Here is a 21,194-nt window from a genome sequence, read left to right as displayed (position 1 = left end):
CTGGTTTTTTAAGATTAATACTTTCTACGCTTAACAATATTTATCTCATTTTTAAGGTGATCAGACACACAATAGCCAGTATTACACCGATGATGATCATTCTGTTCACGATTTTACTTTCGTGGAAGCCATCTTTCTGATAGTGGTGGTGTAACGGTGACATTTTGAATAGTCTATTGTTTTGGGCATATTCCAGCCCGTATTTTTTCTTTCTGTACTTGAAAACGACTACCTGAAGCATAACAGACAGGTTTTCAATTAAGAAGATTCCGCATAACACAGGAATCAGTAATTCTTTTCTTAAAATAATAGCTAAAACGGCAATAACTCCGCCCAGCATTAAGCTTCCGGTATCTCCCATAAAGACCTGTGCAGGATAAGTATTGTACCAGAAAAATCCGATAACCGCTCCTACCATAGCGACGGCAAAAATGGTGGTTTCCCCCATATTCGGGAGGAACATGATATTGAGATAGTCTGCAAAGATGATGTTCCCGGAAAGGTAGGCAAAGAGTGCCAGCGTGAGGAGTATGACGACACTTGTTCCTGCTGCGAGGCCATCTATTCCATCGGTGATGTTGGCTCCGTTTGAAACGGCTGTTACAATGAAAATAACGATAGGTATAAAGACAACCCATGCCCATTCGTGGGCATCTTTATCATTCATCCAAAACAAAATTCCGCTGTAATCGAACTCGTTGTTTTTTGCAAAAGGCACAGTGGAAACAGTAATCTTTTCAGTAGGCATAAAGTTTTGCTCTACATTGTTTCTGTTGACCACCTTTGCATCAGCGTATTTTCTTTTAACGGTAATGTCAGGGTGAAAATACATGGTAACTCCCACAATTAATCCTAATCCAACCTGGCCCACGATTTTGAATTTACCACTCAGCCCATCTTTATTTTTCTTGATCTTCTTTAAATAATCATCCAGGAAACCAATGGCTCCCATCCAGAACATTGAAACCAATAACAGAACAATATAAACATTGGTAATTCTCGTAAACAGTAATACGGGAATAATGGTTGCCAAAATGATGATAAGACCTCCCATTGTAGGAGTTCCCTCTTTTTGTTTCTGGCCATCTAATCCAAGGTCACGTACCAGTTCTCCCATCTGTTTTGTTCTCAGGTAGTTGATAACCCTTTTTCCATAAACAAGAGCAATGATAAGAGACAAAAGTACAGCCATTCCGGCACGGAAGGAGATGTATTTCAACATTCCTAATCCCGGAACATGGATTCCATGGTTGGTTAAATATTCGTATAGATAGTATAGCATGTTTCTTTTTTATTTAAATAAATTCAATCTTCAATTTATTTACTCATTAATTTCCAAAGCTCATTAATTACTTCTTTGTCATCAAAATGATGTTTTACACCATTTATCTCCTGATAATTTTCGTGGCCTTTTCCGGCAACTAGAATAATATCTTTAGGTTCTGCAAACTTTATAGCCATTTTTATAGCTTCCCTTCTGTCGGGAATTGAAGTGTATTTGCTGAAGTTTTGAGATTCAACGCCTGCTTCAATTTCTTTTATAATCTGCCCTGGCTCTTCAGTCCTCGGATTGTCTGAGGTGATGATAGCCAGTGTTGATTTTTTAGTGGCAATATTTCCCATTTCAGGTCTTTTGGAGTGATCTCTATCACCACCACAGCCAAAAACAGTGATTAATCTTTCATTTTTTGTTCTGATATCGTTAATGCTGTCCAGAATATTTTCCAATGCATCCGGGGTGTGTGCATAATCTACGATAAAGAAAATCCCTCCATCTGATTTGAATGTTTCAAATCTTCCGGAAACTCTTTTTAATGTACTGATCGCCTGAAGGATCTCATCCTGATTAAAACCAAGTTCTTCTGCAATTCCAAAGACAAGCAGTAGATTGTAAACATTGAATTTTCCGGTCAGCGTAGTCCAGAATTCCTTTCCGTTAAAGTTCAGCAGCATTCCGTTGAAATCAACTTCTAAGAGTTTTCCATGATAGTCTGCCATTGTTTTCAAAGCATAAGACTTCTTTTGTGCCTTTGTGTTCTGAAGCATAACAGGGCCGTTCTTATCATCTATATTAGTGATGGCAATAGCGGTATCTTCTAATTGATCAAAGAATCTTTTTTTCGTTTTTAAATATTCTTCGAACGTTTTATGGTAATCTAAATGATCATGGGTAAGATTAGTAAAGCCTGCCACTTTGAAGTGTAATCCTTCAATTCTGTTTTGAGCGATTCCGTGAGAGCTTACCTCCATAAAGGCAAATTCACATCCTTTTTCAACAGCATCGGCTAAAATTTTATTAATCGTAATCACATCCGGAGTCGTGTGGGTTGCCGGAATGATTTCTTCTCCAATTCTGATCTCAACAGTTGACAGTAAAGCAGCATCGTAACCCAGGTTTTTGAAAACATCAAAAAGAAGGGTGGAAACAGAGGTTTTCCCATTGGTTCCTGTAACACCTATCAGTTTCAGTTTCTGAGATGGGTTTCCATAGAAATTAGAAGCCAAATGACCTAAAGCTTTGGATGCGTCTTTTACTTGTATGTAAGTGACATTTTCTGCCAATACTTCAGGAAACTCTTCGCAGACGATTGTAGTTGCTCCTTTTTCAATGGCGGATGCAATGAATGAGTGACCATCCACTACGGTTCCCCTTATTGCTATATAAAGAGCGTTTTCTGTAATCTTTCTGCTGTCAAATACCAATTCTTTCACCTCACGGTTGTTGTCACCGTGGATTTCTATTACTGGAATTCTGTTTACTAATTCTGTTACTGTCATTTTTTATCAATAGGACTTTTCCTATCTTTTATTAAATCGTCCCTAGGAGACTCTGTTTCTATTTAATTTTGCAGAGACAAATAAATTCTCTGGTTCTTACTGATGGTTGTGCCTTCTAATGGGAATTGTTCTTTTATTCTTCCCACACCTTTATAATCGACACGGTATCCTAAATTCTCCAATTGCGGGATTATATTTTTACCAATTAATCCCACTACATTGGGCATTTGCTTATCATTTACGGCTACTTTTACATTAGGTTCCACCATTTTATTAAGGTTCACCTTTTTGTCCACCAGCATTTCTTTTTCAATATTTTGAGGGGTCTTCAGGAATGTTTTTCCTGCAATTTCCTTAAATACTGGTGCCGCTACGGGTCCCCCGTAAAATCCTATTGAGGTGTTGGGCTCACTTACCATTACATAACATGTATATTTGGGTGCGTCTGCAGGATAGAATCCCGCGAATGAGGCCCTGTATTTCATAGGTCCCGGAAGCCAATATTCAAATCTTGCGGTTCCTGTTTTTCCGGCCATTTTAAGGTTCGGGGTGAAGATACTTCTTCCCGTTCCTTTTTCTACCGCTTTGGTTAACGCATTGGTCATCATTTTAATGGCTTTTTCTGAAGCCATTTTATTGACCATTACTTCGGGTTTTGCATTATACATTACCTTTCCATCTTTCATAATTTTGTCGATGAATAAAGGCTTAAGCATTTTACCGCCATTGGCAACCCCGTTATAAAAAGTGGTTAGCTGCAGCAGATTGATGTTTGAAGAGTATCCGTAAGAAATAGAAGCCAGTGTTGCGGCATTCCATCTTTTATTTTGTGGAGTTACGATCTTCGGTTTTGTGATTCCCGGAAGTTCAATGTCCATTTTGTCGAATAATTTCCAACGTTTTAAATGATCAAGGAAAATCTGCGGTTTTTCAGCATAGTATTTTGTAATCAGTTTTGAGGTTCCCACGTTACTGGATTTGGCTAAAACATCACTGATGTCATAAGTTCCACCACCATGTCCGTCTGAAATTCTTTGTTTTGCATAAGTCCAGACTCCGTTTCCTACGTTTACCGTTGTATTTTCATCGATAAAACCGTCATCCATTGCAGCCAGAAGTGAAATGGTTTTAAAGGTAGAACCCGGTTCGATATTGTCTTTCAGAGCATAGTTGTAAGAGTCTTCATACTCTCCTGATTCTGTTCTTCTTAGGTTGACAAGGGCACGTACTTTTCCTGTTTCTACTTCCATGACGATTACGGTACCGTGTTTAGCCTCAAAATTAATCAGCTGTTTCTCCAGTGCAGAGTGTGCAATGTCCTGAATTCTAAGATCTAAAGTGGTGTAAACATCTTCTCCGTCCACAGGCTCCTGAACTTTCCAGAAGTCAATAGGTTTCCATTGAGAAGAATTAATTCTTTGCTCCAGTCTTTTTCCGTCCGTTCCGGTTAAGTATTTTGAGAAGGCTCCTTCAAGTCCGGATTTCAATTCTCCGTTATCCATACCAATCGTTCCTGAGCCGATTTCTGAGGTAGCAAGTTCTCTTTTGTAGTTCCTGTCAACGATAAAACCTCCTTTATTTTTACCTCTTTTGAATATCGGGAAATTTCTGATTCTGTCATACTGATCAAAATCAAGCCCCTTTACTAAGGTATAATATTGGTTTTTCTTTTTCTTCTGTTCGTCAAACTTCTGTCTGAATTCTCCTCTGGACTTTCCGAACATTTTGCTTAAAGAATCTGTGAGTGCCCCGATATTGTTGCTGTAGATGGTATCTTTCATCGTTTTGAAGTCAAGATAGATATCGTAGCGCATTACGGTTGTAGCGAGGATAGAGCCGTCGGAGGCAAATAGATTTCCGCGGGCCGCTTTTAAAGTAGCCTCACGGTAGTTTTTATTAATGTAATCGTCTTTAATTTCCTGAACATTAGTGTTTTGAAGGATTACAATCCTTGCCAAGAACATTACAAACACGCACAAAGCTACCACTGCGAAGAGGTAGCCCCATCTTAACGTTTTTTTACGTTTATTGTCGTATTCATTTTGCTTTTGCATCTGTACTGTCCAGTTTTATTAGCAATTTATGAGGATGATTTTCGAGGGTCATTAATGAGTCCCTTGCCACTTCTTTCCCCAGTTCTGATTCCATTTTTACTTTGATTAGCTTACTCTGGGCGTAAGCGTTTCTCGATTTGTATTCTTCTGTTTCTTCTTTTAAAGCATTGACAATCCTAATTTTCTTGTTGACGAGATGGTTACTGTAAATCATGGCCATCATCAGCACAAACAACAATAAGAAATACCGGTAATGTATTTTTATTTCATCACGGTTGAGGAAGTTTCCTTTTATAATATCTATAAAGGTGAGCTTCTTCTGAGGGCGATTTGTTGTTCTTTTTGCCAAATTATGTATGTCAATTTGCTTCGCAGTGAATCCACTTTGTTTGTTAATGGTTGATTGTTTATTTTATGAAAACTGACCATTAACCATTCACGCTGTATTTTTATACTTTTATTCCTGTTCTCATTTTTGCACTTCTTGCTCTTGAGTTTTCTTCAATCTCCTTGTCATCGGGGATAATCGCTTTACTCTTGATCAATTCAAATGCCTTTTTATAATTTCCGTAGATATCTCTTGTCGGTTCTCCTTCAAACATTCCGTTTTTCAGGAATCTTTTTACCAGACGGTCTTCTAAAGAATGGTAAGAAATAACGACTAATCTTCCTTCCGGTTTTAAAACATTGTAAGCCTGAACAAGCATTTCTTTTAAAACTTCCAGTTCCTGGTTGACTTCAATTCTTATCGCCTGAAAAAGCTGTGCATAGAATTTATTGACCTTATGAGGAGGAATATAGCTGAAAAGCTTTTTCAGATCCTCTGTGGTTTCTATGGTTTTTGTTTTTCTGTGATGAACGATTTCTCTTGCCAGTTTTCTGGCTTCTCTTAATTCTCCGTAATGGTAAAAAAGATCGGCAAGTTCTGCTTCTTCATATTCATTGATCACTCTTTTGGCATCCAGATTCTGCATAACATTCATCCTCATGTCCAAAGGAGCATTACTTCTGGTAGAAAAACCTCTGTCTGCTTCATCAAACTGATGTGATGAAACACCTAAGTCTGCCAAAACACCATCTACCTGAGGAGCTCCATACATTAATAAAGAGTTTTCCAGAAATCTGAAATTCTGATTAACTAATGTAAATCTTGGGTCATCAATTGTATTTTTAAGTGCATCCAGATCCTGATCAAAACTAAACAGTTTTCCTTTTTCAGAAAGTCTGCTTAGGATTTCCCTTGAGTGGCCACCTCCTCCAAAGGTGCAGTCTACATAGATTCCGCCAGGATTCGTCACCAAATCATCTACACTCTGCTTCAACAAAACGGGGTTATGATACATGCTTAATTGTGTTTTATTAAAATATACTAATAACCATCACAGTTATTCTTCATCGAAAGAGCCCATTACATCTTCAGCAAGGCTTGCAAAATCAGTTTCGTTGGTGGCAATTACCTTTTCATAAGCCTCTTTATCCCAAATTTCAAAAAGTTCTCCGGCACTGGTGATCACAATATCTTTCTGAAGATTTGCGAAATGTGTCAGGTCTTTTGAAATCTGTAATCTCCCGGCATTATCCAACTCTACTGTTTTTACGCCTGCTGTAAACATTCGTATGAAATCAGCATTCTTTTTTATGAATCTGTTCAGTTTATTAATTTTGCCCATCAGCTTATCCCATGCATTCATAGGGTAGACTTCCAGACAAGGTTGGAACACAGATCTTTTGACTACAAACGCCTTGTCGTCGAAGTTTTCCATCTGTTTGATTAAAGATGAAGGAACTTTTAGGCGGCCTTTGTCGTCAATTTTACACTCATATGTTCCAATGAAACTTTTCATTTGGGACAAATTTATATAATAATTTCCAAAATTTCCCACTTTTTCCCACTTTTTGACTCAATGTTAATAAGTTTTATTAAAGATTGAATTTCGATTGTATAAATACTTGATCTGTAACAGGTTGCTAAATGTGCTATTCAGGCCATAGTAAAGAGGTTTAGAAAAAAAAAGTTAAAAAGGGGAATATTATATTATTTTTATCTTAAATTAGGATAATCAAAATATTTTTGAGGTTTAATTTGTATTTTTGCAGGGCTTCATTAAAGCGTTTTATGATATTTAGTACAAAAAAAGAAAAGAAATATTCCTATGTAGAGGCGGGAGAAGGACATCCATTGGTGCTGTTGCACGGGTTAATGGGTGGTTTGAGTAATTTCGATAAAATGGTAGATTTTTTTTCGGACAGAGGATTTAAGGTATACGTACCTCAATTGCCTATCTACGATCTACCGGTACTCAATACGAATCTTACCACCATAGCAAAATATATTATCAAGTTTATAGAAAGTCATATTTCGGGACCAGTTACTATTGTAGGAAACTCAATGGGAGGTCACGTAGGGCTTATCTTAACATTGGCAAGACCGGATCTGGTAAAAAACCTTGTTCTGACAGGAAGTTCAGGATTGTATGAAAGGACATTCGGGGATAGTTTTCCCAGAAAGAATGACCGATCTTATATCAGAAAGAAGACGGAAGAAGTTTTTTATGATCCTAAAATTGCCACTGAAGACCTTGTAGACGAGGTATTTGGGGTAGTCAATGACAGAATGAAAGGAATAAAGACCGTTATGCTGGCCAGAAGTGCCATCAAGCATAATATGTTGAATGATCTTCCCAAGATATTGACGCCAACCTGTCTGATCTGGGGAAAACAGGATAATGTAACCCCTCCGGAAGTGGCCCAGGATATGCACAAGTTTATCCCCAATTCAGATTTGTTTTGGATAGATCAGTGCGGGCACGCTGCGATGATGGAAAAACCAGATGAATTCAATGAAATTCTCTATAGCTGGGTAAAAGATAAAGTTTAAATACATAAATGACCATTAGGAGCTTTTCTTAATGGTTTATTTTTCTAAAATATATTCAAAATGATTATTAAGACAGCAGATTTTGTAAAGAGTAGTGGAAAATGGCAGGAATGCCCTGAACCGAATATTCCGGAATATGCTTTTATCGGAAGATCTAATGTAGGAAAATCCTCATTGATCAATGCCATGATGAATCATAAAGATTTGGCTAAAACTTCACAGACTCCGGGAAAAACCCAGCTGATCAATCATTTTCTTGTGAATGAAAACTGGTATCTTACGGATTTACCAGGGTATGGATATGCCAAAGTTTCAAAAGTTCAGCGAAAAGATTTTGAAAAGCTGATTACCAATTATATTTTAAACAGAAGAAATCTTGTTAATCTTTTTGTATTGGTAGACTCCAGACACAGTCCTCAAAAGATTGATTTGGAATTTATTCAATGGTGCGGAGAAAGCGGAGTTCCTTTTTCAATTGTTTTCACAAAGGTTGATAAGCTGAAACCCAATGTGGCTGTTCAGAATGTAGAAAACTATAAAAATGAGCTGCATAAAACATGGGAAGATTTACCGGAAATTTATGTGACTTCTGCCGAAAAGAAATCAGGCTGTGATGAAATTCTGAATTTCATCCAAACAACAAATGAATTTTTAATTAATAACCACGTAAGTTTCGATGAGTAATATAGTCTGGAAAATTAAAACTTTTGAAGAGTTTACGGTTCCTGAGTTGTATTCAGTATTAAAGGCCCGTATAGATGTTTTTGTAATTGAACAGAACTGCCCTTATCCTGATCTGGATAACTATGATCAGAAAGCAGTGCATATCTGGGCCGAAGAAGAAGGGCAGGTTCTTGCATACTGTCGTGTTTTTGATAAAGGAATCAAGTACGATGAGACTTCGTTTGGAAGGGTTTTAACAACAGAACAGGCCAGAGGAAAGAGCCTTGGGAAACTGCTGATAAAATATGCTGTGGAAACCATAGAAAACCGTTTTCATACCTCTGAAATCAAAATCTCAGCACAGGATTACCTGTTAAGATTTTATGCTGAATTCGGGTTTGTGGATACAGGCAAGAAATATCTTGAAGATGATATTCCACATACGGAAATGATTAGAAAATAAAAAAAGGTATCTCAGAAATGAGATACCTTTTTAGTTATGTTGAATGGTTTTTAGTTTTTTATTAGGTATTTTAATTACAACCTGAGCAGTAAGATCTGTCTACATATTGTTTACTGCTGCCGGAATAATAATAACAGCCTCCTCTTGATCCTACATACAGCTGGTTTCCGTTGTATGTACATCCTCTGCTTTGCGAGTAAGATCGGGTGTATCTAGAGCCTGTAGATTTGCTTTTTCTGCTGCTTTTTGTTTTGCTCTTCTTGGGCTTTTTAGTGGAAAATTCTTTAGCTGAAGAGATTGCACCTGTAGTAGCAGAAAAAGAAGCCGGTAATAATAAGCCTAATCCTAAAAGGCCAGTAAAAAGTAGTTTTTTCATAAGCTTAGTTTTGAATTATAGAATGGTTTTCATGGATATTTGTTTTTAAGACTTTAGTAATTTTCTAATGTTTTATGAAGCTCTTCCCTGAAATTATAGATTTCATCAAGATTATTCAGTAGAGCTTTTTCACCTGCATCTTTACCATTGTGAAAGGTCTCAATATATTTATTAGAGGTGTTGAAATGTAATCTGCAAATCGGTTTTCTATTGTTATCATCCAGCAAAATTCCGAAATAGGATAAGGTATCTCTATACGCAATTCGGGAAGAAGATATCTTTTCTCTTAGAATGGCTTTTACGATTTGAAACCCCTCAAGCTCTTCTTCTGTCGTGACAATTTTAGAGTCATTATTTTCATCAATAGATTGAGGAACACTTACATTTTCATCCTGTTTTTCAATTTGCTCATTAATGCTTAATGCAGATTTCAGTCTAAAGCTTATGGATTCATTAATGGAAGTCGATAAGGCTTTTTTTGCATATTCTTTGAAAGAAATCATTCTGTTGGCCGTCAGGGTTTTTTCGAAAAAACGGTTGACCAGAAGACGCACCATTTCATCAGAAGGATTTTCAATTTCTTTTTCAAATTCTTTTCTGATGGCTTTAATATATTTTAATGCCTCTGCAGAATCCAGAATGCTTTCCAGATTATAGTCTTTCTTGGTAAAGCTTTCCAGGATTTTAATGGAGCTGTCTTTTAAATCCTCAATGTTTATCGTGAAAAATGGTTTTTCATCCATCACATTAGGTTTTTCAAGGTCGGTATAGAAATTATAGATAATGCCGTTGGTAAGAACTCCAAATCTTGTTTTGGAAACATGATAATACCTGTGGAGCTGAGAATTATGGGCGTCTGCACTTTCTTTCCAATGCTTACATTCAATAATGAAAATGGGTTCGTCATTATTTTTGATTACATAATCTACCTTTTCTCCTTTCTTTGTTCCGATATCACAGATATATTCCGGAACTACTTCTGTGGGATTAAAAATATCATAGCCCAAAATCTGTATAAAAGGCATTACAAAAGCATTTTTTGTAGCTTCTTCCGTACTGATCTGATCTTTTAGTCCTGTTACTTTCTGATGGAGTTGTTCCAGTTTTATTTTAAGATCCATTGTTTTATTTTTTAGATAGTTTCGTCAATAATTTCAGCTTCAGGAGCATTATTTTTTACAGAAGCAATCCCATTTTCCATTGCCAGTTTTGAACTGTAAAATTGGCTCTTGCCGATAATTTCTCCATTCCGGGCTTTAAGAACGAAGTAATCTTTAGTATTTACAGCTATTCGCCTGTCATACCTGGAATCTTCCTGAGAGTTAATTTTAACAGACTCTATTCCTTTATGACATGATGCTTTCTGGACATATCCTTCACTGGTTAAAATAATTTCTCCGTTTCCGGCTTTCAGATTGAATTGATATTCATTATTTTTTCTTTTCGAGATGATAAACGTTCCCATAATTATATTCTGTTTAATACTCCAAAAATATAACCCTTTAGTTTCCAATCCTTACGGGAATCCGTAAAACAAAAAACCTCTCAAAATTGAAAGGTTTTTATTAAAAGGGACTTAATTGATATGGTTATTAAATAATTCCTATGTCCTTACAAAAAGCCACAAGGTGCTCATTGCTGGTGACTTCAAGATCTTCTTTCAGACCATTTAATTTCTTCTCTACACTGCTTAAACTGTAAGGTTTTATGTCATTTTCCTGTAGATAATTGGGAATGTTCTTCTGCAGGACTCCTTTTGAAAGTAAGGTGACCAGAGTAATGTCATATGCAGAAAATTCATAGCTGTTGAGCTTTTTTATATCCTGTTTCAGATCAAGAGATAAATAGTTCTCATTAATGTAGACGGAAGCAATCGACTTTTTGAGTTCTTTAGAGTCATTTCTGGCTTTCCGGACATATCCGTTGACTTTACACTCATTGAAGAGAGAGTCAATTACCCCGGATTTGTGCTCTGCAGAGAATACAATTACCTTTAGGGAGGGCTGTATTTCTTTAATTTTCAGGATCAGTTCTTTTCCGTCTTTAATTTTCTGGAGGTGATGATCTTCTTCATAATAAAGATCGGTAATTAATAAATCGTAAGGGTTGTTTTCACGGATTGCCTTTTGAATTTTAGCTAAGGCATCATCACAGTAATATACATAGTCAACATTCGGGATGTTGAGCTCTTCTAATGTTTTTTGTACAGAGAGGTTAATACTTTCGTGGTCTTCGGCAATTAAAATTTTTTTGAACATTCTTTTTAGATTTTTTAAGAAACAGGAAACGAAATACTAATTTTCAATCCTTTTTCGGTTTTAGTGTCAAAAATAATTTCTCCATGAATGGTTTCAATACGGGAATCCGTATTTGTAAGTCCATTTTTACGGACTAAGCCTTCGGATATTCCTATTCCATTGTCTGTATACTGAATTTGGATTTTGTTGTTAATTCGCTCAAATTTAAAAACCACTCTGCTAGCCCTACTGTGTTTTTTCATATTGACAAGCAATTCACGAATGATTTGGTAGACTTCATTTCTTGACGAGTCCTTCAACCCGTTCCAAATACTTTTGTCATTTCCGACAAGATATGTTTCTACCTCATTATTTTTAAATGAACCCACAAGAGCTGATATTTTTTGATCAAATTCCAGGGCTTCATGGATGTCTGTTTTGTCATAAGAAATATCCCTGGATTTTTCATACACGAATTCCAGTTCGTCCAGTGCTTCCTCTTTGTCAAAAACTTCCTGGTTTTCAATTTTTGTCATCACCTGATAGATCCCATTGGCTACCACATCATGAACTTTTTTAGACATTTTTAGCTGTGTATTTTTTACCTCAAGTTCTTTCTCCTGCTGAAGTCTTTTTTTCCTTCTTCTGTACCAAAATAGCCCCCCAATTAAAGCTAGAGATAATGTTATCAAAATAACATATTGTTTTAATATTTGATTTTCTTTTTGGGAATTTTCCGCTTGTGACTTTAAGAAGGCTGCTTTATTTTTTTCTGTTTCATATCTAATTAAAGCAAATTGATTTTTTGCCTTTCCTCTTGCAATAATAAGACTGTCATTGAGGGATTTAAAGCTTTTAAAATATATCAGGAAATTTTTTGAATCTAAATTAATAAGCTTCTGTAGTGCTTGCATTCGGTCTTCAGGATTATTAACTTTGCTTGCAGTTTCAAGCATTTCTTGTGCAAAAAACAGTGCTTTTTGTTGGTTTTGCCCTTTAAAGTAATCGGATAAAGTAGAGTAGCTAGAATTTAATCCCTCAATATCATTGCTGTTTTTTCTAATTTCCAAAGCTTTATAATATTCAGGTAAAGGATTATAGCTTTTATTCTCTAAAAAATTAGCTTTTGCTAAATTATTTAATGCTTTAGAATGAATTTTATTATCTGTTGCTAAAATAGAGTGTTTTAAGTATTCTTTTGCATCTTTTGCATTTCTCTTCGCTAATAGTGAAACTGCTATGTTGTTATAATACATCAGCAGATTATTACCTTCACCATATTTAATTGCTTCTTTATAAAAATGAATTGCATCATCATAATTATACATAAATGAAGAAGCAATTCCCATATTGTTATAGTTTGAGGCTAAATCCCTTCTTACAATCTTATCTTTAGTATTTCTAAGAAATCCGTTGGCTTCTAAAGAAGTTTCTATACTTCCGTAAAAATCTCCTTTTCCTGTTTCTATAATGGCCATGTTGACAAGTGATTGACCAGCTCTTAATGAATCATTTGTTTTGATATATTCATCTTTAGCAAGCATATAATAATAAAATGCTGAATCTGATACTTTTGCATCTCTAAATGCTCTTGCTTTTATATGATAATTATTTTCTTCATTATCTTGTACAACCGCTATTTCTTTTTTTGAACATGAAATTAGATTGATTAATATTGATAATGCTAAAAATTTTTTCATGGCTTTGTTTTGTTTGCAAAATAGCAAAAAGAGCAGATCTATGCAATCTGCTCATGATAATTAAATAAGTATAATGTATTAAGGGTGAGAATATGGAGGAGGAGTTTGTCCTGTATCTCCTGTTGTAGCACCACCATTTCCATTTCCGTTTCCTCCGCCGTCAGTAATTGGGTCTTCTGTTATTGACATTAGTACTGTTCCGCCGTTATCACTAGTTACTGTATTTGCATTATTATTTGGGAATGCTAAACCGAATAGCATTAATATAATCTGGATCATTTCCGTAAAATTTTTGAAGTTGAAATTGTTTTCTTCCTCCTGAGATGTATTTATCTCAGGCTGTACACGTTTAAAATTTCGAAGCGCTTCTTAATTTTTTGGGAAGTGAACCTTCAAAAACGGAGGAGAAACATCTGCTTCCCAACCCGGAGTTTTCCTCCGTTTTATCTGGTGATTTTGAAATCAGTTTTGTAAATTTGTTTTTGTAATGTTTTGTTTATCACTGATTTTCTGAAGCAAAGATGCGACAAGAAGAGGAGCAGGTGTTAGACAAAACACAGACATCGATAGACAGGAAATGGAAAGGAAGGGGTTACGGAAATCCGTAATGTGGGACGAGAGGAAATCACCTATTTTGTAAAGACTGATAAAAACTATATATGTCCAAAATAAAACTACTAATTCATGAGGTATTCAAGCAGGGAGAGGAGGATTCGGGGAAGGAAACGAAAAGTGGAATAGCTCTTTTTTTAAGCGTACACCTGGAGGAAACCCTGTATTTTACGATTACAGATAAATCTCTTGTAAGGTATTATGATGCCTATGTGACAGAAATTAAGGATAAGATAAACATAGAACCCTTTAAGCTTGATAAGCTAAGTCAATACCTTGGATATAAGGATTTTGTAGACTTCTCCCGGACTTTCACGAAAGAAGATGAAAAGGCTAATAAAACGATGATCAAGATTAAGGTGGATGAAGATGAAGAGTCCATATCAGAACAAATTTCTAAGTTGGTCATTAACATTACCAATGAACAGCATTTTAAAGTGCCTGAGTATATCAAACAGAATGGGTTGGGGATTATGGAGATTGCTTTACTGCTATGCCTGGTTACGGGAAATGTTGTTTTTTCCAATAATAAGACCGTAGGGCTTTCATTTATAAGCCCTGTAAAACCGGGTATTGAGAAAAAGTATATGTATTGGGATGGGGAAAGGTATATGGGTACAGACAGCAGCTATATCAGGCCAGGGCTTGATATCGTGGCGATGAATGAACATAAATTCCAGTACTTTAAAAAAATCACCAGAAAGGATACGCTAACGGAATTTAATGCGCTAGGGAAAACCTGGTATTCCAAATACAATAATGAAGTTGAGTTTTTTACTGAGGATGGTATAGATCCTGATAACGGGAGAGAGTTGAGAAAATCTACACCATTCATCATCTATAAATATGCAGGTGAGCATAAAGATTCTATAGAAGTACAGGAATAGTTTTTACAGGCGTTTTATTTTATCAAAAAAAAAGCGAAGATTTCTCTCCGCTCTGTTTTATTTACTCGATATTCAGCATTCCCAATTCGCCGAAATGCTTTTTAAATTTCTGTATTTTAGGACCTACTACAGCACTGCAGTAAGGCTGATTAGGGTTGACATTGTAATATCCCTGGTGGTATTGTTCTGCCGGCCAGAATTTTTCGAAAGGAGCCAATTCAGTCACATAGGTTCCTGACCATCTTCCTGATTCTTCAGAGGTCTTTAATGCTTTTTCAGCACTCTGTTTTTCAGCATCATCCTTATAGAAGATTACCGAACGGTATTGCGTTCCGATGTCATTTCCCTGACGGTTCAGTTGGGTAGGGTCGTGAAGGAAAAAGAATACATCCATCAGTTGTTCATAAGAAATAATAGCAGGATCGTAAGTGATCTGTACTACTTCGGCATGATCAGTTGTTCCGGTACATACTTCTTCATAAGTCGGGTTTTCCTTGTGTCCACCGGAGTATCCTGAAATAGCAGATTCAACACCCTTCAGCATATTGAAGCAGCTTTCTACACACCAGAAACATCCGCCACCAAAGATGATCTGTTCTAAATTATTTTTATCCATTGTTAGGGTAATTATATCATTTACATATTCTTTTCTTTACCCATGAAGGGCGTTAAAAAGGCAAATCAAAATTATGAAAAAGTTTTTCATTTAAGCATCTTAAACTCAAATTACAATGATAGATATGGCAAATGATTTTAAACCCCAATTGATCCCAACGAGTATCATAAAAAATAAACCTCAATCATCTGTAGGAATCAGCGTCATCTATATTTTCTGAAAAAGAAAAAGCACCCTAAAAAGGATGCTTGATATTATTTAAAATAGCTTTTCAGTTATTTTTCCCAAACCAAAGCACTTGCCCCCAAGATGGCTGCATCTGCTTCGTCCAGCTCACTGAATACTAATTTCACTTTATTTCTAAAGATTGGAAGAAGGTTTCTTTCCATATGCAGTTTTGCAGGCTTTAAGATAAAGTCTCCTGCCTTGATGACCCCTCCGAATAAAAGGATTGCCTGTGGTGAAGAAAACATTACAAAATTAGCTAATGCTTCACCCAGTTTTTGTCCTGTATATCTGAAAACTTCAATAGCAATCGGGTCTTCTTTTAATGCACATTCATACACTGTTTTAGAATTGATTTCCTCTTCAGGATATTGGTTCAGCATAGACTCTGCGAATTCTGCTCTCATCTTTTTTGCTGTGATTGTAATCCCTGTTGCAGAGGCATAAGCTTCCAGACTTCCTTCAGAACCTGTACTCCAGTGTTTTCTTCCTCCCGGTTTTACAATGGTATGGCCCAATTCTCCGGCAAAGCCATCATGTCCATAGATTAGACTTCCATTGGCAATGATTCCGCTTCCTACTCCTGTTCCCAGAGTGATCATGATAAAGTCTTTCATTCCCCTTGCTGCTCCGAAAAGCATTTCCCCTAAAGCTGCTGCATTTGCATCATTGGTCACAGTACAAGGCAAATTAAACTTAGCCGTCATCAGTTCTGCAAAAGGAATGACACCTTTCCAGGGCAGGTTAGGAGCCAGTTCTATAGTTCCTTTGTAATAGTTTGCATTGGGTGCACCTACTCCGATTCCGTCGAAATTTTTTTCAGTACCATGTTTTTCCATTAAAGGATAAACGTGTTCATATAAAGCATCGATAAAATCTTCCACTCTGTCATAGGCATCGGTTCTAAGGTTTCCTTTGTCCAGAACTTCTCCACGATGATTGACTATTCCAAATTTGGTATTGGTTCCGCCAATATCAACTCCCAGAGCAACTTGTTTTGATAAATCTATTAATGACATTCTATTATTAAATTCTAGGGGCTAAAATTATAAAAAAGATTGTATTAATGGATTAAGAACTGCATTTTATTTAAAATTTTAGGCTGTTTTTAACGGTTTTTTCTTTTTCCGTCCCCACCAGATCATAAATCCTGTTACCGGAAGTGATGCACAGATAAGACTGACAATAAAGGCAATAATCTTGGTAGGAAGCCCTAAAATGGATCCCACGTGGATATCATAATTGGATCCCACTACCTTTTCACCGAAATTTTTGTCTTTCTGATCATGGGTATGAAGCAATTCTCCTGAGTTTTCATCGAAGATCAGGCTGCTGCTTTTGTGATAAGAATAGCTGAGATGTTTTACATAGACTTCAAAGTTAGGATGCTCGTGGTCATCCATATGCTCGTGGCCAAGATCGATCGCAAATCCATAAGAATCCGGATATTTCTGTTTCACTGTATTGATGATTTTATCCAGAGTTCCTTCCGTTCTGAGCTCAATGGGAGCCTTTGTCTTGATGTGTGAAAAATCCGGGTATTTGGTTTCTCCCCCGGAGAATAGTACATAGATCATAGCCTGAACCACAAAGAAGGCATAAAACAATCCGGTTATAGAGAAAATTAAAGCAAAGATGGAAGCATAAAATCCTAAGACATTATGAAGGTCGTAGTTCTTTCTTTTCCAGCTCTTGATATTCTTCCACTTGAATGCAAAACGTTGTTTTCTTGCTGCTTTGTTTTTTGGCCACCACAGAATAATCCCGCTGATCAGCATAATGATGAAAATGATTACCGGTATTCCTACTACATAAGTTCCCCAGTCCTGTTTTAAAAGGTAGCTCCAGTGAATCATTTTTACAATATTGAAAAAGCCGTTTTTCTCGTCATACACCCTCAGCACTTTTCCAGTGTAGGGATTGACATAGGCTGCTTTATAGACAGGAAATTCATCAAAATAATTCCAGGCGTCCGTATTGTGTTCATACCAGTAGAAGACATACGACAGTTTTTTGTCGATAGGAATATTGACCCAGTGGACAGGATATTTTTCTTTTACCTGCTCTGCAACGGATTTTTCCATTATTCTAATGGGAAGAACCTGCTTCTGCTCAATATTTTGTTCCTGATGGTAAATGACATCTTTACGGGTAAAGTTTTCTACTTCATCTTTAAAGACATACAGTGCCCCGGTAATGGAGATAATAAAAATCAGAAATCCTATTCCCAGCCCGAACCACAGGTGCAGTTTTGCAGACCATTTTTTAAAGAATCCCGGTTTTTTTTTATGATGATGCTTTTTATTCATATCGTAATTGAAAACTAACGCAAAGATAAGTTTTAGTTTTATTTAGTTTAATTAAAATTTATATTCAATCATGAAAGTTCCCCTTGCTCCCAGAGAGTTGGTGAAATCACTGTCTCTGGCAGCCCACCAGGCAATTGACGGCTGGTAAACTCTGTTGAGAATATTTTCAACCCCTAAAGATACTTTCCAGTTGTTGTTTACCTCGTAGCTTGCTTTTAAGTTAAAAACAGTGTAGTCCGGAACATATCCTTCCCCATAAGCATATAACCCTGTTTTTGCATTAGGATCAAATCTGTTCTGTCTGAATGAATGAAGCATATCTACCCCGACAGATAATGTCTGGATAGGCTTTACCTGAGCATAAGCCAGTACTTTAGGTGCTGAAATTCTGCTGTTGTTGATTTTTGCAGAATAATCTCCATTGTCGTCCGGAGAGGTAATACCTTCCATCCAGCTATAGCTTCCTCCGAACTGAAGCCATTTGACAGGTGTAAAATGCAGAAATCCTTCCACTCCATAAATCACTTCAGGAGCTCTTTTTATGGTTAAAGCTCTGTCTGCACTCTGTACAAAGGTTGCTCCCAGTTTTGATGTACTTACGTAGGAAGTCAGCTCATAGTTAAGCCAGCTGGAAAGCTGTCCTGTTGCTCCCAGTTCGTAATTGTTAACAATGATGGGTTTTGTTTCAAGGTTTTGAATCGTCTCAGAAGTTGAGGTTCTTAGAATTCTTCCCAGCTCATTGATAGAGTAGGCCTGTGAAAAGCTTCCGAAAAGATTGATATAAGGTTCAATATTATAGCGGAGACCAATATTTCCCACTAAGGCATTATAGCTTAGTTTTCCTCCGTTTACAGGAATACTTTTGGTAAATGTTCCATCATTTTTAATAACAGAAAGGGTGTTGAAATCATCTACATTGACCTTGATGTTTTCATAGCGAAGCCCTCCTTTAATGGTTAGCTTTTTAAGCAGATCAATTTTTACCAACAGGAAAGGCGCAATATTGGTCATACTCATATTGGGAGTCCAGAAGCGTCCGTCTTCCAGTTTTTGTACCGTTTGATCATTTAAAATATCAGCTCCATAGATAATTTCTCCCTGAGAATTTTGAGTGTTCCAAAGCTGTGTATCAAAATTAAATCTGGCTCCTGCTTTTTTGGAAATAACATTGGATTGCCCTCCATTAAAAAACGTATCGCTATATCCGTAAACTGTTTTAAAATCCTGGTAATAAAGATTAATATTTAAGGCTGTTCCGGCAAATAAGTTTTTGTTATCATAACTTAGTCTGATATTGTGGTTCTTTGGTGTCCCCTGAGGTGTTGTTTCCAGGCTTTTCCCTTCTCCTTGTCCAATAGTAGGTTCAATTCCGTAAACACCTGTCTTTAATCCTAAATTAAGATTTGATCTTGATGAGTAGCCAATATAGGATGCTTCAATTCTCTGATTGTCATTGATATCATAACCTAGCTTCAGCATTCCGTTATAGTTGTCCATTTTTGCGGTACTGTAAGTCGGGCTTAGCATGACACCGTCTCCATCTTTCATATAACCCGTTCTTTCATAGGCCAGTGATAAGGTATAGTCAAATTTTCTGACCTTTCCGGTTAAAAGCTGGCTGGCTCTTACGCCTAACGTTCCTCCATAAGACTGCTCTGTAATACCAATCTGAGAAATCCCGGAAATCTTCTTATCCGTTTTACTTCTTTTCGTAATATAGTTGATTATACCACCGTCTGCACCGTTCCCATAAATGGAGGATGCCCCTTTTATCACTTCAATTCTTTCGATAGCTGAAGGATCAATTACTCTTAAATCCCTTGCTCCGTTCCGAAGTGGGGTAGACTGTGGAATCCCGTCGATTAATACCAATACCTGACGCCCTCTTAAGGTCTGACCTGTGTTGGAAGTCTGACCGGAATTCGTTCCTAAACTTGGAACGGTATACTGAAGGATACTTGTGATATCTGAATTGACGGTCAGCTGAGACTGTATCTGCTTTTCTGCAACAACAGTGATGGAGCTGGGAACTTCTTTAATGTTCTCCTTCTTCCTTGAAGCGGTCATTACGACCTCATCCACATTCTTGGTCTGTAAACTATCTTTAACCTGGGCAAAAACGGTTGTCGTTCCTAAGCAGGCAGCTGATAAAAGCACTTTTTTCATTATATTTTTTTTCCTTTTTTCTTTCTTTTTCCCCACCAGACCAGAAATCCGGTTACAGGAAGTGATGTACAGATGAGACCCGCGATAAACCAGATGATTTTTCCAATGATCCCGAAATAAGATCCGGTATGGATATCATAATTGGCGTTAGAATATTTCTCGGCGGTATTGAGTTTGTGATGAGGTTTGTTGGCTAGTAGTTTTCCTGAATATTTGTCAAATGTCAGGATATTTCTTTCACTGTATCTTCCGTCAAGTCCGTATACGGTTACCGGAAGGTTTTTCAGTTCTTTTCCTTTTTTATTTTTTCCGTTTAGATTTATCCTGAAGCTGGATGATTTTGCATATAATTTTTCTGTCTGAGCCGCAGCCAGATCAAAAATAGCTTCATTCTTCGCCATCAGAGAGTCCGGAGATTTTCTTTCTTTTTCCTTTGGAAGTTCCCAGGAACCGGATAATGCAAACGTAAACGTGTTTTTTACATAAGGATATGCAAAATAAAGTCCTGTAACACTTAATAAAAGTGCGATAAATGATGCATAGAATCCCAGGATATTATGGAGGTCATAGTTTTTACGTTTCCAATTTTTTACATTTTCCCAATTGAACCAAAAACGCCCTTTTCTGGCATTTTTATTTTTTGGCCACCATAAAATGATTCCGGTGATCAGCATAATAACAAAAAGAACAGTTGGGATTCCTACGGTGTACGGCCCCCATTCTGAATTCAGCAAAAGTCCCCAGTGGATATACTTCAAGATACTGAATACATCATATTTTTCATTGTAGACGGCAAGGATTTCTCCGGTATACTGATTTACATAGACTTGCTTGTTGATGAGTACCTGCTGAAAATAGTTCCATCCTTTCTTACTTTTTTCATAGTATTCAAACTGATAGGACTTGGTTTTATCCAAAGGAATTTCTACAGCACTGATAGGATACTTTTCATTAAGCTCTAGCGATACTTTTTCACGAAGCAGAGTAATAGGCAATGGCTTTTCCCCGATATCCTCTTTTTTGAGATCAATGGCTTCCTTGCGTAAGCTATTGTGTATTTCGTCCTTAAAAACATATAAAGTCCCCGAAAGAGAGACTATGAATACAATGATACCAACGGACAAACCAAACCACAAATGCAGTTTTGCGGACCATTTTTTTGAAGAAGCTTTCTTTTTATTGTGATGCTTTTTTCTCATAGCAAAAAGTTAACCCCGTGAGGGGCTAACC

General features: G+C 36.7%; 21 protein-coding genes. 4 read left to right on the top strand and 17 right to left on the bottom strand.

All coding sequences use genetic code 11. The annotated features are described in order from the left end of the window. Positions 1–40 precede the first annotated feature (40 nt). The 6 genes from mraY to mraZ form a co-directional block, all read right to left on the bottom strand. Positions 41–1,282, bottom strand: coding sequence for a phospho-N-acetylmuramoyl-pentapeptide-transferase (mraY, locus tag JML65_RS13820; RefSeq protein ID WP_047489752.1), 1,242 nt, complete (start codon positions 1,280–1,282; stop codon positions 41–43). A 35-nt stretch (positions 1,283–1,317) separates the two neighbouring features. After that, positions 1,318–2,778, bottom strand: coding sequence for a UDP-N-acetylmuramoyl-L-alanyl-D-glutamate--2,6-diaminopimelate ligase (locus tag JML65_RS13815; protein WP_202271173.1), 1,461 nt, complete (start codon positions 2,776–2,778; stop codon positions 1,318–1,320). Between the two features lie 62 nt (positions 2,779–2,840). Then, complete coding sequence (locus JML65_RS13810; RefSeq protein ID WP_047489747.1) at positions 2,841–4,832, bottom strand: penicillin-binding transpeptidase domain-containing protein; 1,992 nt, start codon at positions 4,830–4,832, stop codon at positions 2,841–2,843. After that, positions 4,816–5,181, bottom strand: a complete 366-nt coding sequence (locus JML65_RS13805; RefSeq protein WP_047489745.1) for an FtsL-like putative cell division protein — start codon at positions 5,179–5,181, stop codon at positions 4,816–4,818. Before JML65_RS13805 ends, JML65_RS13810 begins: the two co-directional genes overlap by 17 nt. 100 nt (positions 5,182–5,281) lie before the next feature. Further along, positions 5,282–6,175, bottom strand: a complete 894-nt coding sequence (gene rsmH, locus JML65_RS13800) for a 16S rRNA (cytosine(1402)-N(4))-methyltransferase RsmH (RefSeq protein ID WP_202271172.1) — start codon at positions 6,173–6,175, stop codon at positions 5,282–5,284. 42 nt (positions 6,176–6,217) lie between these two features. Then, positions 6,218–6,676: a division/cell wall cluster transcriptional repressor MraZ gene (gene mraZ, locus JML65_RS13795; RefSeq protein ID WP_047489740.1), complete on the bottom strand. Its 459-nt coding sequence runs from the start codon at positions 6,674–6,676 to the stop codon at positions 6,218–6,220. Positions 6,677–6,948: 272 nt separating this feature from the next. On the opposite strand from mraZ, the gene JML65_RS13790 reads away from it, so the two are divergent. Genes JML65_RS13790 through JML65_RS13780 form a run of 3 tightly spaced genes read left to right on the top strand, consistent with a single transcriptional unit; the run spans position 6,949 to position 8,836 of the window. Beyond that, positions 6,949–7,710, top strand: coding sequence for an alpha/beta fold hydrolase (locus JML65_RS13790; RefSeq protein WP_047489737.1), 762 nt, complete (start codon positions 6,949–6,951; stop codon positions 7,708–7,710). 60 nt (positions 7,711–7,770) lie between these two features. After that, a complete protein-coding gene (gene yihA, locus JML65_RS13785) occupies positions 7,771–8,394 on the top strand; it encodes a ribosome biogenesis GTP-binding protein YihA/YsxC (RefSeq protein WP_047489732.1) in 624 nt (207 codons plus the stop codon). Then, entirely contained in the window at positions 8,387–8,836 is a 450-nt protein-coding gene (locus tag JML65_RS13780; RefSeq protein WP_047489729.1) for a GNAT family N-acetyltransferase, read from the top strand. Before yihA ends, JML65_RS13780 begins: the two co-directional genes overlap by 8 nt. 70 nt (positions 8,837–8,906) lie before the next feature. Here the strand turns inward: JML65_RS13780 and JML65_RS13775 are convergent, their stop codons facing one another. From JML65_RS13775 to JML65_RS13750, 6 genes are all read right to left on the bottom strand, one after another. Next, complete coding sequence (locus JML65_RS13775) at positions 8,907–9,212, bottom strand: hypothetical protein (protein WP_202271171.1); 306 nt, start codon at positions 9,210–9,212, stop codon at positions 8,907–8,909. 53 nt (positions 9,213–9,265) lie between these two features. Further along, positions 9,266–10,333: a type I restriction endonuclease gene (locus tag JML65_RS13770; protein ID WP_084086929.1), complete on the bottom strand. Its 1,068-nt coding sequence runs from the start codon at positions 10,331–10,333 to the stop codon at positions 9,266–9,268. Between the two features lie 11 nt (positions 10,334–10,344). Further along, positions 10,345–10,677, bottom strand: a complete 333-nt coding sequence (locus JML65_RS13765) for a YegP family protein (protein WP_047489715.1) — start codon at positions 10,675–10,677, stop codon at positions 10,345–10,347. A gap of 127 nt (positions 10,678–10,804) precedes the next feature. Continuing rightward, positions 10,805–11,470, bottom strand: coding sequence for a response regulator (locus JML65_RS13760; protein WP_047489711.1), 666 nt, complete (start codon positions 11,468–11,470; stop codon positions 10,805–10,807). Positions 11,471–11,484: 14 nt separating this feature from the next. After that, entirely contained in the window at positions 11,485–13,149 is a 1,665-nt protein-coding gene (locus tag JML65_RS13755) for an ATP-binding protein (protein WP_202271170.1), read from the bottom strand. A 78-nt stretch (positions 13,150–13,227) separates the two neighbouring features. Beyond that, positions 13,228–13,428 carry a hypothetical protein gene (locus JML65_RS13750; protein ID WP_202271169.1) on the bottom strand — a complete coding sequence of 67 codons (201 nt, stop codon included), beginning with the start codon at positions 13,426–13,428 and terminating at the stop codon, positions 13,228–13,230. A 380-nt stretch (positions 13,429–13,808) separates the two neighbouring features. Between JML65_RS13750 and JML65_RS13745 the strand changes: the two genes are divergently transcribed. Continuing rightward, complete coding sequence (locus JML65_RS13745; RefSeq protein ID WP_202271168.1) at positions 13,809–14,648, top strand: hypothetical protein; 840 nt, start codon at positions 13,809–13,811, stop codon at positions 14,646–14,648. Positions 14,649–14,709: 61 nt separating this feature from the next. Here JML65_RS13745 and msrA read toward each other — a convergent pair whose 3' ends face one another. From msrA to JML65_RS13720, 5 genes are all read right to left on the bottom strand, one after another. Next, entirely contained in the window at positions 14,710–15,264 is a 555-nt protein-coding gene (msrA, locus tag JML65_RS13740; RefSeq protein WP_115916977.1) for a peptide-methionine (S)-S-oxide reductase MsrA, read from the bottom strand. Positions 15,265–15,539: 275 nt separating this feature from the next. Continuing rightward, a complete protein-coding gene (locus JML65_RS13735) occupies positions 15,540–16,508 on the bottom strand; it encodes an ROK family protein (RefSeq protein ID WP_047489704.1) in 969 nt (322 codons plus the stop codon). A 78-nt stretch (positions 16,509–16,586) separates the two neighbouring features. Then, on the bottom strand, positions 16,587–17,798 hold the full coding sequence (locus JML65_RS13730) for a PepSY-associated TM helix domain-containing protein (protein ID WP_047489697.1): 1,212 nt from the start codon (positions 17,796–17,798) through the stop codon (positions 16,587–16,589). A gap of 51 nt (positions 17,799–17,849) precedes the next feature. Then, a complete protein-coding gene (locus JML65_RS13725; protein ID WP_202271167.1) occupies positions 17,850–19,964 on the bottom strand; it encodes a TonB-dependent receptor in 2,115 nt (704 codons plus the stop codon). After that, the gene (locus tag JML65_RS13720) at positions 19,964–21,163 is read right to left on the bottom strand and encodes a PepSY-associated TM helix domain-containing protein (protein ID WP_202271166.1); all 1,200 of its coding nucleotides are present in this window, start codon (positions 21,161–21,163) and stop codon (positions 19,964–19,966) included. The genes JML65_RS13725 and JML65_RS13720 overlap by 1 nt, the downstream gene beginning before the upstream one ends. Between the last annotated feature and the right edge of the window lie 31 nt (positions 21,164–21,194).

The organism is Chryseobacterium sp. KMC2 (genome assembly GCF_016756935.1).
Lineage (GTDB): Bacteria > Bacteroidota > Bacteroidia > Flavobacteriales > Weeksellaceae > Chryseobacterium > Chryseobacterium rhizosphaerae.
Note: the sequence above shows the minus strand (reverse complement) of the source record. Positions and strands in the feature narration are given on the sequence as shown.